At 61.5% G+C, this 14,380-nt stretch carries 15 protein-coding genes; 10 read left to right on the top strand and 5 right to left on the bottom strand.

Features of this window, described 5'->3' with window-relative positions:
* Positions 1–3: 3 nt before the first annotated feature.
* Positions 4–708, bottom strand: coding sequence for an NUDIX hydrolase (locus C8K61_RS13290; RefSeq protein WP_108096731.1), 705 nt, complete (start codon positions 706–708; stop codon positions 4–6).
* Positions 709–927: 219 nt separating this feature from the next.
* Here C8K61_RS13290 and C8K61_RS13285 point away from each other — a divergent pair, with 219 nt between their 5' ends.
* The 5 genes from C8K61_RS13285 to greB are packed head-to-tail and all read left to right on the top strand — an operon-like array spanning position 928 to position 5,311.
* Complete coding sequence (locus C8K61_RS13285) at positions 928–1,575, top strand: nicotinamidase (RefSeq protein ID WP_108096730.1); 648 nt, start codon at positions 928–930, stop codon at positions 1,573–1,575.
* A gap of 10 nt (positions 1,576–1,585) precedes the next feature.
* A complete protein-coding gene (pncB, locus tag C8K61_RS13280) occupies positions 1,586–2,815 on the top strand; it encodes a nicotinate phosphoribosyltransferase (protein WP_108096729.1) in 1,230 nt (409 codons plus the stop codon).
* Between the two features lies 1 nt (position 2,816).
* Entirely contained in the window at positions 2,817–3,644 is an 828-nt protein-coding gene (nadE, locus tag C8K61_RS13275; protein WP_108096728.1) for an ammonia-dependent NAD(+) synthetase, read from the top strand.
* A gap of 45 nt (positions 3,645–3,689) precedes the next feature.
* The gene (gene solA / locus C8K61_RS13270) at positions 3,690–4,835 is read left to right on the top strand and encodes an N-methyl-L-tryptophan oxidase (RefSeq protein ID WP_371919992.1); all 1,146 of its coding nucleotides are present in this window, start codon (positions 3,690–3,692) and stop codon (positions 4,833–4,835) included.
* Complete coding sequence (greB, locus tag C8K61_RS13265) at positions 4,832–5,311, top strand: transcription elongation factor GreB (RefSeq protein WP_108096726.1); 480 nt, start codon at positions 4,832–4,834, stop codon at positions 5,309–5,311. Before solA ends, greB begins: the two co-directional genes overlap by 4 nt.
* Positions 5,312–5,419: 108 nt before the next feature.
* Here the strand turns inward: greB and C8K61_RS13260 are convergent, their stop codons facing one another.
* Positions 5,420–7,924: an ABC transporter permease gene (locus tag C8K61_RS13260; protein ID WP_108096725.1), complete on the bottom strand. Its 2,505-nt coding sequence runs from the start codon at positions 7,922–7,924 to the stop codon at positions 5,420–5,422.
* Positions 7,924–8,607 carry an ABC transporter ATP-binding protein gene (locus C8K61_RS13255; RefSeq protein ID WP_108096724.1) on the bottom strand — a complete coding sequence of 228 codons (684 nt, stop codon included), beginning with the start codon at positions 8,605–8,607 and terminating at the stop codon, positions 7,924–7,926. The genes C8K61_RS13260 and C8K61_RS13255 overlap by 1 nt, the downstream gene beginning before the upstream one ends.
* 10 nt (positions 8,608–8,617) lie before the next feature.
* Between C8K61_RS13255 and C8K61_RS13250 the strand changes: the two genes are divergently transcribed.
* The 3 genes from C8K61_RS13250 (at position 8,618) to C8K61_RS13240 (ending at position 10,733) form a co-directional block, all read left to right on the top strand.
* Positions 8,618–9,223, top strand: coding sequence for an arylesterase (locus C8K61_RS13250; protein ID WP_108096723.1), 606 nt, complete (start codon positions 8,618–8,620; stop codon positions 9,221–9,223).
* A 191-nt stretch (positions 9,224–9,414) separates the two neighbouring features.
* The gene (locus C8K61_RS13245; protein ID WP_108096722.1) at positions 9,415–9,696 is read left to right on the top strand and encodes a hypothetical protein; all 282 of its coding nucleotides are present in this window, start codon (positions 9,415–9,417) and stop codon (positions 9,694–9,696) included.
* Between the two features lie 77 nt (positions 9,697–9,773).
* A complete protein-coding gene (locus C8K61_RS13240) occupies positions 9,774–10,733 on the top strand; it encodes a L,D-transpeptidase family protein (protein ID WP_108096721.1) in 960 nt (319 codons plus the stop codon).
* A gap of 191 nt (positions 10,734–10,924) precedes the next feature.
* Here the strand turns inward: C8K61_RS13240 and oprI are convergent, their stop codons facing one another.
* Positions 10,925–11,176, bottom strand: a complete 252-nt coding sequence (gene oprI / locus C8K61_RS13235; RefSeq protein WP_108096720.1) for an outer membrane lipoprotei OprI — start codon at positions 11,174–11,176, stop codon at positions 10,925–10,927.
* A 448-nt stretch (positions 11,177–11,624) separates the two neighbouring features.
* On the opposite strand from oprI, the gene C8K61_RS13230 reads away from it, so the two are divergent.
* The gene (locus C8K61_RS13230) at positions 11,625–12,890 is read left to right on the top strand and encodes a hypothetical protein (protein WP_108096719.1); all 1,266 of its coding nucleotides are present in this window, start codon (positions 11,625–11,627) and stop codon (positions 12,888–12,890) included.
* 19 nt (positions 12,891–12,909) lie between these two features.
* Positions 12,910–13,179: a GNAT family N-acetyltransferase gene (locus tag C8K61_RS13225; RefSeq protein ID WP_108096718.1), complete on the top strand. Its 270-nt coding sequence runs from the start codon at positions 12,910–12,912 to the stop codon at positions 13,177–13,179.
* A 75-nt stretch (positions 13,180–13,254) separates the two neighbouring features.
* On the opposite strand, the gene C8K61_RS13220 is transcribed toward C8K61_RS13225, so the two are convergent.
* Positions 13,255–14,331: a 3-deoxy-7-phosphoheptulonate synthase gene (locus tag C8K61_RS13220; protein ID WP_108096717.1), complete on the bottom strand. Its 1,077-nt coding sequence runs from the start codon at positions 14,329–14,331 to the stop codon at positions 13,255–13,257.
* Positions 14,332–14,380 lie beyond the last annotated feature (49 nt).

Genomic DNA, 14,380 nt, shown 5'->3' with positions numbered 1-14,380 from the left:
AAGCTAGTCCAGAAAGCTGCGATCAAACAGATACAGGCTTGCCGGCTGCAGATTCTCCAGAGTGGCCTGCGGGCGGCCACCTTCACCCTGCTTCTTGCGCCCGGTTTCCTCCAGGTAACCGGCTTCGCTCATCTTCAGCAGCCGCTGACGCATGCTGGTTTTCAGCACCGGACGGCCCAACACCAACGAGAAAATCGTCACCGCTTCCGGGGCGCTGAACTCAGTGCCAAGGAACATCAGCGGCAAACTGCTGTACATGGATTTCGACAGCAGGCGCTCCTGGCAGGCGCTGACCAGTTGGTTGTGGTCGAAGGGCAGCTTGACCGCCGCGCTGGCCACCTCGCTCAGAGGGAAGAAACGCTGGTGCTCCGAGGGCGTTGCCGTGTCGCTGACAATCGCCAGGTAGAAGGTCGACGACGACCAGCAGCGCGGGTCACGAAAGGCGTCGCCCACCGTGCCCACTTGTTCGATATAGGCCAGGTCCATGCCGACCTTGCTGGTTCGCAGGCGCCTGACGGCATCGTCCAGCGTCAGGTCCACCGTGCTGCCATTGACCACAATGCCCGGCAGCGCCCAATGGGCGGCAAAGGGCTCGGCGTCGCGTTGGATCAGCAGAATCTGCAACTCGTGGGCGTCGCGGCAATAGCGCAGCACGCAGAGGTCGACGGTGTGCAGGTAGGCGCTTTTCTCTTCGCTGGATCTTGGCATGGCTAGGCATCGAATCTGCTGGGGAACGGCTGACAAGGTATATGTCGTGTACTTTGTTTTCAACAATAAAGAGCATCGTGGCTGAAGCCGCTCCTACGGAACCGTAGATTCTGTAGGAGCGGCTTCAGCCGCGATCCCTGCAAATGACTTATTTAACTTCTCCTGTTGATTTAAAAGTACACGACGTGTACTTTGTGCTCGTCCACAGGAGAAACCGCCATGAACAGCTCGCCGATGAAAACCGCTTCTTTCGATGTCGACGCCCAGAAAAGCTTCACGCCGCTGTGCCCGGATGAATTGCCGGTGGCCGGTGGTGACCTGATTGGCGCGGAGCTGAATGTCATGGCCAGTCTGGCCAGCGTGCGGGTCGGCAGCAAAGATGCGCACACCCCGCAGGCGCCCTGGGTGGTGAAAACCCACGCCGACATGCTGCAACCGACTCAACTCGAACACGCCGACCTCACCTGGGTCAGTCACTGCGTGCCGGGCACTGAAGGTTTCACCTTGCTCGATGAGTTGCCCACGCCCTACGAGTACGACTACTTCGTGTGGAAAGGTGTGGAGCCGGACCTGCACCCCTACGGCGCCTGCTACCACGACTTGCACAACAAACTCTCCACCGGGGTCATCGAATACCTAAAGAGCCAGGGCGTAGAGCGGGTGATTGTTGGTGGCCTGGCGTTGGATTTCTGCGTCAAAACCACCGCCTTGCAACTGGCTGGCGCGGGTTTTGCGGTGATCATTCATCTTCCCGCCTGCCGCGCAATTAGCGAAGATGGCGCCGCTCAGGCAATTGTCGAGATGCAGCGCGCCGGCATTGTGATTTCCACCAGCCGCGCGTTATTAGCCTCATTGGTAGGCGTTTAAGGACAACATCATGGAAAGTGCCTACGACCGCAGCAATGGCGTGATTCAGAGCCTGCTGGACACCGACTACTACACCTTCACGATGATGCAGGCGGTGCTGCACCAGCACCCCAACGTCGACGTGGAGTACCAGTTCATCGTGCGCTCCAAGGAAAACCTGGGCCACCTGATCCCTGAGATTCGTGACGAGCTGGAGAAGCTTGCCGGCATGCGCATGCGCGACGACGAGCTGCGTTTTCTCTTCGACAGACGTCGCCGCGAATACCTGACCGCCGACTACGAGCAGTTTCTCGGCTTGTTCCGCTTCAACCTGCGCTACATCCTGGTCAATGAAGTGGACGGCCAACTGAACATCCGCGTACGCGGGCCGATGCTGCACTGCATCATGTTCGAGCAACCGGTGCTGGCCCTGGTCAGCGAGCTGCGCAACCGCGAGAAATACCCCGAGGTCGAGCTCGAAGACGTCACCCGCCGGCTGTACCAGAAGTTCGACTGGCTGCGCAAAAACGCCAGTGAGGAAGAACTGGCGGAGTTTCGTGTGTCGGACTTCTCCACCCGCCGGCGCCTGTCGTTCAAGGCCCAGCAGGAAGTAGTGGACATCATGCGCCGCGACTTCCCAGGCGTGTTCGTCGGCACCAGCAACGCGCACCTGGCCTATCAGTTCGACCTGCCGTTGATCGGCACCATGGCGCACCAATGGTTGATGGTGCACCAGCAGCTCAGCCGCTTGCGTGAAAGCCAGAACGCGGCGCTGGAAAACTGGGTGCGTGAATACCGTGGCCGCCTGGGCATCGCCCTGACCGACTGCATCAGCACCGACTTTTTCCTCAAGGACTTCGACCTGTACTTCGCCAAGCTCTACGATGGTCTGCGCCAGGACTCCGGTGATCCGATCGTCTGGGCCGACAAGGTACTGGCGCGTTATGCGCAACTGGGCATCGACCCGCTGACCAAGGACCTGATGTTCTCGGACGGCCTGAACTTTGAAAAATGCCTGCCGATCCTGCGCCACGTGCGCGGCCGGGCCAAGTTCGGGTTCGGCATGGGCACCAGCCTGGCCTGCGATGTCGAAGGCGTGGAACCGCTCAGCATCGTCATGAAACTGGTGCGGGTGCACGGCGAGCCGGTGGTGAAGTTCTCCGATGACCCGATCAAGAACGTCTGCGAGGACGCTTCATTTTTGCAATACGCGGCTCAGGTGTTTGCCGTGCGCGACATTAATCAGCGAGGAGGGGTTTGATATGGGTACCGCAAAGCAAGACGCGATTGCCAAAGAACTGGGGGTCAACCGGCAGCTGGTGCAAGGCGGCGAGCAGGCTGAAATCAACCGCCGTATCGACTTTATCAAAGGCGTATTGAGCAACTCCGGTTGTATCTCGCTGGTGCTCGGCATCAGCGGCGGGGTCGACTCGCTGACCGCAGGCAAGCTGTGCCAATTGGCGGTTGAGCAACTGCGCGCCGAGGGCAAACAGGCCGAATTCATCGCCGTGCGCCTGCCCTACAAAACCCAGGCTGATGAGGCCGATGCCCAGGCGTCGCTGGACTTCATCAAGCCGGACCAGGCCACCGTGGTCAACATCGCTGATGCGGTGGAAGGCCTGATGGCCAACGTCGCCCTCGACGGGCTGGTGCCCTCGGCGGGGCTCACCGACTTCACCAAAGGCAACGTCAAGGCGCGCACGCGGATGGTCGCGCAATACGCGATCGCCAACTTCACCAATGGCCTGGTGGTCGGCACCGACCACGCGGCGGAAGCGCTGATGGGCTTTTTCACCAAGTTCGGTGACGGTGCCTGCGACCTCGCGCCGCTGAGCGGCCTGTGCAAAAGCCAGGTGCGCCTGCTCGCCACTGCCCTCGGTGCGCCGCACAACCTGGTGTACAAGGCGCCGACCGCCGACCTCGAAGAACTGGCCCCCGGCAAGCACGACGAGGCCGCATACGGCTGTACCTACGAAGACATCGACGGTTATCTGCTGGGCAAGGAAGGCAAGCCAGAGGCGGTCGCCATCATCGAGCGAGCCTTCGCCAGAACCGCGCACAAACGTGCGTTGCCGCGGGTGCCGGACTAGGTGTCGACCTTGAACGTTGACGTGGCGGTAGTCGGCCTCGGTGCCATGGGCGCGGCCACGCTGTATCAACTGGCCAAGCGCGGAGTGAAGGTGGTCGGTATCGACCGTTTCTCGCCGCCCCATGACCAGGGCTCCAGCCACGGCGACACGCGCATCACCCGCCAGGCGGTGGGTGAGGGCGATGCTTATGCACCGCTGGTTCGCCGCGCGCAGCAGATCTGGCGCGAGCTGGAAGGCGAAACCGGTGTGCCGCTGTTCGAGCAATGCGGCGTGTTGGTGATGACCTCCAGCGCAACCGCCACCTCGCACCACGGCACCGCCGACTTCACCGAACGTACCCTGGAACAGGCGCGCCGTTACGGCATCGACCATGAAGCGCTGGATGCCGCTGGCATTCGTGCGCGCTTCCCGCAGTTTGCTCCGGTGCTCGATAGCGCCACTGGCTACTACGAGCCAGGCGGTGGTTATGTGCGCCCCGAGCAGTGCATCGCCACCCAATTGCAGCTCGCACGTCAGCACGGCGCGCAGCTGCTGACCGGGGTAACCGTTACCGCGCTGGAAGATGACCAAGGGCAAACGCGGGTGGTCAGCGATGGGCCGACCGTGTATGCCAAGCGCGTGATCGTCTGCGCCGGCATGTGGAATGCCGGGCTGCTGGGGGCGCCATTCGACCAGTTACTGCGGGTGTGCCGGCAGACCTTGTATTGGTTCGAGCTTGAGCAACCGAGCATTTTCCCCTCGCCATCGCCGACCTTTATCCTCGCCCATGGGCCGACGGACGAAGACCTGTGCTATGGCTTTCCGCCGTTGCCGGGGGAGAACTCGATGAAGATCGCCACCGAGCAATACGGCCTGAGCACGGCGCCTGATGCGCTGAATCGTCAGGTGACTGAAGAAGAGTGTGCTGAGATGTTCGCCGGCCAGTTGGTTGGCAAGATTGCTGGGGTAAAACCCAAGGCGGTGAAGACTGCGGTGTGCACCTACACGGTGACGCCGGACTTCCACTTCATCATCGATCAACACCCCACACGACCCGCCATCACCGTAGTCAGCGCCTGTTCCGGCCACGGCTTCAAACACTCCGCCGCGATTGGCGAAGCGCTGGCCCAGCAGGTGGTCGACGGCCATAGCGAGCTGGACCTCAGCGCGTTTTCACTGGCACGTTTTGCCCCACGGGAAGCCACAGTTTGAGCACGCAAATCATCACCGTCGAAGGCCATGCTGCGCTGAAAGAAGAGCTGGATTATCTGTGGCGGGTAAAACGCCCGGACACCACCCAGAAGGTCACCTGGGCCGCCTCGCTCGGGGATCGCAGCGAAAATGCCGACTACCAGTACAACAAGAAACTGCTGCGCGAAATCGACCGCCGTGTGCGCTACCTGCGCAAGCGCCTGGAGGATATGCGGGTGGTGGCCTATTCGCCGGAACAGGAAGGCCGGGTGTACTTCGGCGCGTGGGTCGAGATCGAAAACGACGAAGGCGTGAGCAAGCGCTTTCGCATTGTCGGCTACGACGAAATCCATGGCCGCAACGACTACATCTCCATCGACTCGCCGATGGCGCGGGCATTGTTGAAAAAGGAAGTGGGCGACGAGTTTATGGTCGTCACCCCGGAAGGGGAGAAGTGGTGGTGGGTGAATGTGATCGAGTATGTGAAGCCTGAGTAGGACAAACTCGCTTCATTACGGCTGCTAGTTATCGCGGCTAAAGCCCCTCCCACGGGAATCGCAGGTCCCTGTGGGAGGGGCTTTAGCCGCGAGCTTTTGATTTTTAAGTCATCCTTCGCGCAGCACTGTCAGCGGGCTGGCATTCAACGCCCGGCGGGTGCCGATTACGCCGGCACAGCCAACCAGTGCCGCGCCAATCAATGGCAGCACCAGCAACCACCAATGCGGTGCCCAGACCATGTCGAAGGCAAAGCGGTAGAGCAGAAAACTCACCAGCTCACTGCCCAACGCCGCGAGCAAACCACTGGCCGCGCCCAGCACACCAAACTCGGCTAACCGCGCCCGTTGCAGCACTTTGCGCTCGGCACCCAGGGCACGCAGCAGGGCGCCCTGGCGGATGCGTTCGTCGAGGGTTGCCTGCAGGCCGGCGAACAGCACGGTAAGGCCGGCCGCGAGGACGAACAGCAACACGTACTCCACCGCCAGGGTGACCTGGGCGAGGATGCTGCGCAGTTGCGCGAGGATTGCTTCGATCTGCAGCAAGGTCACCGCCGGGAAGGCGCGGGACAGCTCCACCAGCTGTTTCTCTTGCTGTGGCGGCAGGTAGAAGCTGGTCAGGTAGGTCACCGGCAGATCCTGAAGGGTGCCGGGCTCGAAGATCATGTAGAAGTTGGGCTGGAAGGTGTCCCAGTCGACCTCTCGCAGGCTGGTGACCAGGGCTTCACGGTCGAGGCCGCCAACGCTGAACTTCAGTTTGTCGCCGAGTTTCACCTTGAGGCTTTCCGCCAGTTTGCTTTCGATCGACACGCCAGGCAGCTCGGCGTTTTTCTCCGCCGTCCACCAGTTGCCGGCCACCAGCTTGTTGCTCACCGGCAGGTCGGCGGCCCAGGTCAGGCTGAGGTCGCGGCGAATCGCGCGGTCGCCGGTGGAGTCCTTGCTCACCACTTGCTTCACTGGCTGGTCATTGATCGCCACCAGGCGCCCCGGCACCACCGGGTACAGCGGCGCGGGGTGCGGCGAGAGTTTGGCCAGGTGCGCGGCAAAGGCGTCTTTGTCGGCCGGCAGCACATTGAGGGCGAAGTAGTTGGGCGCGTCTTTGGGCAGTTGCTGTTGCCAGTTGTCCAGCAGCTCGCCGCGCAGCAGGGCGATCAGGGCCATGGACAGCAGGATCAGCCCGAACGCCAGCGATTGCCCGGCGGCGGCCAGTGGGTGACGCAACAGTTGGCCGAGGCCCAGACGCATTGGCAGTGGCGCGCCGGCCAGCAGCCGACGCAGGCCTTGCAGGCCCAGCACCAGCGCGCCACCGAGCAGCAACGCGGCGACCAGGCCGCCGCCGAGCAGGGCCAGGGTCAGCGGCAGGTCGAGGCTCAGCCGCCACATGATCAAGGTCAGCGCCAGCAGGGCGGCGCCGTACACCAGCCAGGAGCTCGGCGGCACCGGCATCAGGTCGCGGCGCAGCACCCGCAAAGGCGGCACCCGGCCCAGCGCCGCCAGTGGCGGCAGGGCAAAACCGGCCAGCGCGACCAGTCCGGTGGCAATACCGGCCACGGCCGGCATCACACCGCCGCTCGGCACAGTGGCGGGGAGCAAGCCGCCGAGCAGGTAAAACAACCCCAGTTGGCCGAGCCAGCCGAGCAGAGCGCCGAGGCCGCTGGCGAGCAGGCCGAGCATGGCCAGTTGCAGGGTGAACACGGTCAAGGCTTCGCGGCGCGATAGGCCCAGGCAGCGCAGCAAGGCGCTGGCATCAAAACGTTTGGCGGCAAAGCGCGCCGCGCACAGCGCCACGGCCACCCCGGCGAGCAGCACGGCAGCCAGGCTCGACAGGTTGAGGTAGCGCTCGGCACGGCCAAGGGCGCCGCCGACCTGGCGGTTGGCATCGCGCGCGCCTTCGATTTTCTGGTTGGCCGCCAGGGTTGGCTTGAGGACCTGGCGGAAACGTTCGAGGTTCTCCGCGCTGCCGGTCCACAGTTCGGCATAGCGCACCCGGCTGCCCGGCTGCACCACGCCAGTGGCCGGCAGGTCGTCGAGGTTCATCAGCAGGCGTGGCGTGAGGCTGTAGAAGTCGCCGGCGCGGTCCGGTTCGTAAGTGAGCACACGGCTCAGGCGCAGGGTTTTGGCGCCGACATCCACGCTGTCGCCGACCTTGACGTTCAACGCCACCAGCAGCCGTGCCTCGACCCAGGCCTCACCCGGTGGCGGGCTGCCGCCAGTGGTTTCTTCGGCGTACGGTGCCGGCGCGCTTTTCAGCTGGCCGCGCAGCGGGTAACTGCTGCTCACGGCTTTGACGCTGGCCAGCTGGATGCCTTCATCGCCGGCAATCACGCTGGAGAACTCCACCAATTGCGCATGCTGCAATTGCTGTTGTTCAGCAGCCTGCAGTTGCGCCGGGGTGGCGGGTGAGCTGCCGCTGAGCAGCATGTCGGCACCCAGGAACTCGGTGGCGCGCAGCAGCATGGCGGCGTTCAGACGGGCGCTGAAAAAACCGATGGCGGTGCTGGCGGCCACGGCGATCAGCAGGGCGAAGAACAGCACGCGCAACTCGCCGGCGCGCGTATCGCGGCGCAGTTGGCGGGCGGCCAGGGTGAGCAGGCGGGTGAACGGCAGACCAGTCATCAGACCTCCGCGGTATGCACGATATGCCCAGCTTCCAGGCGGATACGGCGGTGGCAGCGTTGTGCCAGGCGTTCATCGTGGGTCACCAGCACCAGGGTGGCGCCGCGTTCCTGATTGATTTCGAACAGCAGGTCGCTGATGTGCTCACCGGTGTGGGTGTCGAGGTTGCCGGTGGGCTCGTCGGCAAACAGCACCGCGGGCTCGGCGGCAAAGGCGCGGGCGATGGCCACCCGTTGCTGTTCGCCGCCGGAGAGTTGGCGCGGCGTATGGCTCAGGCGTTTGCCCAAACCGACCCGTTCGAGCAGGGCGCGAGCCCGTTCGCGGGCATCGCGATGGCCTTCGAGCTCAAGCGGCAGCATGACGTTTTCCAGGGCGTTGAGGCTGTCGAGCAGCTGGAACGACTGGAACACGAAGCCGACATGCTCAGCCCGCACGCGGGCGCGCTGGTCTTCGTCGAGGGTGTTGAGGGCGTGGCCGGCGAGGGTGATCTGGCCCTGACTGGGCAGGTCGAGCCCGGCGAGTAAACCAAGTAAGGTGGATTTCCCCGAACCGGAGGTGCCGACGATGGCGAGGCTGTCGCCGCGCGCGAGGTCGAGGGAGAGGTCGTGGAGGATGGTCAAATCGCCTTCCGCGCTGGGAACCACTTTGCTAAGGTTCCGCGCAGTAAGAATGCTCGCAGTCATGGAGATTCCAATGCGTACATGGTGGGTAACCAGTGCCCTGGTCGTAATGCTTTGGGCACAAGGGGCGGCGGCAAGCACGGTGCTGGTCGTCGGCGATAGTATCAGCGCCGGTTTGGGCCTGGAAACCAGCCAGGGCTGGGTCAACCTGATGCAAAAGCGCCTGGAGGAGGGCGGTTTTGCGCAGAAAGTGGTGAATGCGTCCATCAGCGGCGACACCAGTGCAGGGGGCCTCGCGCGCCTGCCGGCGCTGCTTGCAGAGCATAAGCCGGCGCTGGTGATCATCGAGTTGGGCGGCAACGATGGCCTGCGTGGTCAGCCGCCCGCGCAATTGCAACAAAACCTTGCGTCGATGGTGGAACAGTCACAACAGGCTGGGGCGAAAGTGCTGCTGCTCGGCATGCGCCTGCCGCCCAACTATGGCGAGCGCTACAACAAGGCCTTTGCTGCCGCGTTCAGCAACCTTGCGGCCGAGAAGCAGGTGCCGCTGGTGCCGTTCTTTCTCGAAGGCGTAGGCGGAGTGCCGGAGTTGATGCAGGCGGACGGGATTCATCCGGCTGCAGGGGCGCAAAGCAAGCTCTTGGATAACGCTTGGCCAGCCGTCAAACCTTTACTTTAAAACTACTGCGCTCGGCCATGCGGCGTTAAAAACAGATTCAAAAATACTCATTGGCTACAGCCAACTCCGTTTTTTTCACCTGTTTTTGCCTTGCCTGGCCTTCGCTTGCTACGTTTTAAAAAAGGCCTGATAGGAAGGCTTTTCCAGGCGCTACCTTTCGGCTAAGGTGGCGCCGTCCCCAGGAGCCCTCAATGCCGCGCCCCGCTTGGTCCTTACACGCTTACCAACTGATCGAACCAGACGAGCAGCTCGACCTGTTCGCCTGCCGTGAAGTGCGCGTGCACCTGGTGGCCCGGCAGCTGGAATTAAGCGGGCACGCCGACCGTACCCTGTGTGGCGGTTTGCTGCCGGCGCAGCCCAAGTGGGTCAACCTGGAAAAACCGCAGTTGCGCGACCAGCGCTTGTGCGCCGCGTGCTATGCCACCTTGCAGGCCCAGCGCGAAGGCGACCGGCCGCTGTGGCCGGGCGTCTAGGCCTCTCCCGGCCCGGCGTACGCGCGTGTACAATCGTCGTCTTTTCTCTACTCGCTAACTCAGCCAAGGATCACCGGATGTTGTCGCGCGCTCCTGCAGTCGCCCGTTCCCTGTCACTCGCCGCGTTGTTCGCGGTCGGCCCTGCCGCAGCACTGGAATTCCCGCTGCCGCCACCGGGCGAAGACATCATTGGCCAGGTTCAGGTCATCACCGCCAAGTACGAAGACACCTTCGCCGACATCGGCGTGGCCAACGACCTGGGCTACCTGGAGATGGTCGCCGCCAACCCGGGTGTGGACCCCTGGCTGCCAGGCGTTGGCACGCAGATCATTCTGCCAACCCGTTTCGTGCTGCCGCCCGGCCCACGCGAAGGCATCGTGATCAACCTCGCCGAGTACCGCATGTACTACTTCCCGAAAGGCGAGAACGTGGTACACACCTACCCGCTGGGTATTGGTCGTGAGGGCTGGGGTTCGCCGATCAACCAGACCACCATCACTGCCAAGACCGCCAATCCGGCCTGGTACCCGCCAGCATCGATCCGAGCTGAGCACGCGGCAGATGGCGACCCGTTGCCAACCGTGGTGGCACCAGGGCCGAACAACCCGCTGGGGCCGTTCAAATTCAACCTCGGCCTGCCGGGTTACCTGATTCACGGCTCGAACAAGAAGTTCGGTATCGGCATGCGCGTCAGCCACGGCTGCTTCCGCATGCTCAACAACAACGTGCTGGAACTGGCGAAGATGGTTCCGGTGGGAACCAAAGTGCGCATCCTCAACGACCCGTACAAATTCGGCGTGAGCGGCGGCAAGGTCTACCTCGAAGCCCACACCCCGCTGGACGACAACGGCAATCCGTCGGTGGTAGACAAGCACACCGCGGTGATCAACGCCCTGCTCAAGCGCGATGACCTGTCCAACGGTGTGAGCCTGGACTGGGAAGTGGTGCGTGATGTGGTGGCTGCCGAAGACGGCCTGCCGGTCGAAATCGCCGTGCCAGGCGCGGTGATGACCAACACGGCAGCTGTCGCGCAGTAAGCCTCAGCCGCAACAAAAAGCCCGCTGCTGCGGGCTTTTTTGTGGACGTTGGAAAGTCAAAAACTCGAGGCTGAAGCCTCTCCCACAGGGTTCGGTGATTCTTTGTAGGAGAGGCTTCAGCCTCGAGCTCTTTCCACCACGCAAAAAAAAGCCGGTCCGCGAGGGACCGGCTTATATAGCCGCAGGGGCTATTACTTGCGGCTGGCTTTTTCCAGCATACGAGCGGCGCGCTCGTTGGCTTCGTCAGCAGTTTGCTGAGCCTTCTGAGCGGCGGCCAGAGCCTCGTCAGCTTTGCGGTAAGCTTCGTCAGCACGAGCTTGAGCGCGAGCAGCTGCGTCTTCGGTAGCAGTCAGACGGGCTTCGGTTTCTTTGGATACGCTGCTGCAACCGGTAGCCAGAACGGCGGCCAGAGCCAGAGCAGAGAGTTTCAGAACGTTGTTCATCGTGTTCCCCTTAAGGTGCATTTTTTCCATAAAGCAACTGCCCCGAGCTCGAGGTATTTGCCGGTCTACATACTACTCATTACTTGTAGTAAGTAAACGGACGTTGCGCCAGCACAACACTTTTTTTTGACGAAATTGAGCGCTATGTAAGCAAGTGGTTAATCACTCTGGATAAAAATTATCCAGTTGCGCCCACAGCGTGCGCATTTACGACAGTCCGGGTGGATTCCCAGGATAATTGCTCGCCCATACTTGATCAGGTGTTTGGCGCTCTTTGACGGGCAATTAGCGTTAAAAAATCGTCCATTTCGAGTTGCTCTTCACAGCTGCATAAAAGCCTTTGGCCGGGCCCCAAGTAGGGGAGTGGCTGGCACTTTGCCGGCCTGTTAAGCTGCGCCGCACAAGACCTACAGCAAAGTGCGTGTCTTCAGACAGCAAGGACGTCATCGTGGCCAAGATTGTTAAATGGGGTTTGCTCGCGGCACTTACCATTGCCGTGTTAATCAAGCTGTCACTGTGGTTATCGGTGCGTTCAATCATGAACGACGCCATCGCCCAGTTATCGCCGATTATGGATATCAGCTACGGCGGCATTACCTCTTCCTTTGACGGCCGGGTCGGCCTGGAGAAGCTCACTATTCAAGTGCCGGCATTGGGCGACAGCGTTCGGGTAGAGCACGCCCAATTGAAGTTCAATGGCCTGGGTGATCTGCTGCGCTTCAAGGAGAGCCTGGCCGAAGGCAAGTTTCCGCAACAGCTGGCGGTCAACCTGAAAGGGCTGGCCCTGGATGTTCACGGCCCCTTTATGCAACAGCTCTACGATGCGCCTGCCGAGCGCAGTCTGTTTACCGCGATGAGTGAAGTGAGCTGCGGCAAGGTGCGTTTCATTGGCACCACCGAGTTGCTGGAGATGGGTTACCGCACTTTTGAAACGGACGCTGAACTGTCTTATCTGTTCTCGCCGGCGAAGAAGACCGTGCACTTTTCCATGACCTCCGACACCCATGACATGGGTGAACTCAAGGTCACGCTGGCCCTGGCCAATATGTCGGATAACCCGGGCGATATGCGTGTGCATCCGCCAGAGTTGTCGCTGGTCGCAATCGAGATCAACGACAACCAGTACCAACGCAAAGTGCAGGAGTACTGCGCCGGCAAGCTGGGGCAAACCAGCGAGGCGTACCTTAAGACCTCGATCGAGCAGTTCGACAAGGTTCTGCGTAGCCAGCGCATCGCGCTCGATGCGCCGGTGTTGGAAGCCTACGGCCGCTACCTCAAAGACCCGCAGTCGCTGCGCCTGGAAATCAGCCCGAACGAGGGTGTGAGCTGGGATGGGCTACAGTTTTTCGACGCCAAGGATGTATTGGGTATGTTGCACCCGTCGCTGATGATCAATCAGCAGGCAGTGACGCCGTTGGGTTTCACTTGGTTCGACCCGGCTGCGCGCAAAGAGGCATTGCCGAACGATTTGGTGGTTGCAGAAAAAGTTGAGTCAAAAGCCGCGACGCAGCAATATGAGTTCGTGAGTGTCGCCAGCCTGCCCGAATACGCTGGCAAGCGTTTGCAGTTCATTACCCATGACGGTACCTATTATCAGGGTGTGCTGCGCAAAGTGGAGAACGGCAAGGCCTTCCTCAATGTCCAATTTGGCTCGGGGTCGGCGGAGATGTTTCTGCGCTTGGATAAGATCGATAAGGTAAGGGTCATGTTCTAAGACCCGCTGAGGAGTTGTGATGAGCGAGGCGCTGTCTATCAACCATGACCAGGCAGGTCATCAATTCGAGACCACTGTGGACGGTGACCGTGCATACCTTGCCTATATGGACTTGGGTAAGCAGACGCTCGATATCTATCGCACCTTTGTGCCCAACTCCCTGCGAGGTCGTGGCATTGCCGCCGCCCTTACGGAGCGGGCGCTGGAATACGCTGAACGCATGGGCTACACCGTGATTCCGTCGTGCTCCTACGTTGAACGCTATATGGAACGCCGCGATCGGCACTGATCGCAGGGCCAATAAAAACGCCGGGCTAAGCCCGGCGTTTTTATTGGTGCGTTTTTTCTTGGCGCAGTGTGTCGCTTAGCCGCGCTGGCGGTTAGGTAGCACGCCCTTAAGCTTGCTGTGCATGCCCAGCAGGGTTTTTTCGGTGGTGTCCCAATCGATGCAGGCATCGGTGATCGACACGCCGTACTTGAGGGCGTTGAGGTCTTTGGGGATCGACTGGTTGCCCCAACCCAGGTGACTTTCCACCATCAGGCCGACGATCGACTGGTTGCCTTCGAGAATCTGGTTGGCGACGTTTTCCATCACCAGCGGCTGCAGGGCCGGGTCCTTGTTGGAGTTGGCGTGGCTGCAGTCGACCATGATGTTCGGGCTGATGCCGGCCTTGTTCAGCTCCTGCTCACACACCGCCACACTCACCGAGTCGTAGTTCGGCTTGCCGTTACCACCACGCAGAACCACGTGACCGTAGGCGTTGCCTTTGGTGGTGACGATGGACACGCCACCTTCCTGGTTGATGCCGAGGAAACGGTGCGGGCTGGAAACCGACTGCAGGGCGTTGATCGCCACCGTCAGGCCGCCATCGGTGCCGTTCTTGAAGCCAACCGCCGAGGACAGGCCGGAGGCCATTTCCCGGTGGGTTTGCGACTCAGTGGTACGCGCACCAATGGCCGACCAGCTGATCAGGTCCTGCAGGTATTGCGGGGAGATCGGGTCGAGGGCTTCGGTGGCAGTCGGCAGGCCCATTTCGGCCAGGTCCAGCAGCAACTGGCGACCAATGTGCAGGCCGTCCTGGATCTTGAACGAGTCATCCAGGTACGGATCGTTGATCAGGCCTTTCCAACCGACGGTGGTACGCGGCTTTTCAAAATACACACGCATGACCAGATAGAGCGTGTCCGACACCTCGGCAGCCAACACCTTCAGGCGCTCGGCATATTCGTGGGCGGCTTTGATGTCGTGGATCGAGCAAGGACCGACCACTACAAACAGGCGGTGGTCCTTGCCGTCGAGAATATTGCGGATCACCTGACGGCCCTGCACCACGGTGTGCAGCGCGGCTTCAGTCAGCGGAATTTCACGCTTGAGCTGGTCGGGGGTGATCAGGGTGTCGTTGGAGGCAACGTTAAGGTCATCGATCGGTAAATCAGCCATCGTGCTACTCGTCAGTCAGGTCGTCAGTCAGGTCACGGAAGTTGGCCGC

This window comes from Pseudomonas sp. GV071, from assembly GCF_003050835.1.
In the GTDB taxonomy this organism is placed as follows: domain Bacteria; phylum Pseudomonadota; class Gammaproteobacteria; order Pseudomonadales; family Pseudomonadaceae; genus Aquipseudomonas.
This window is presented reverse-complemented; position numbering and strand designations above follow the sequence as displayed.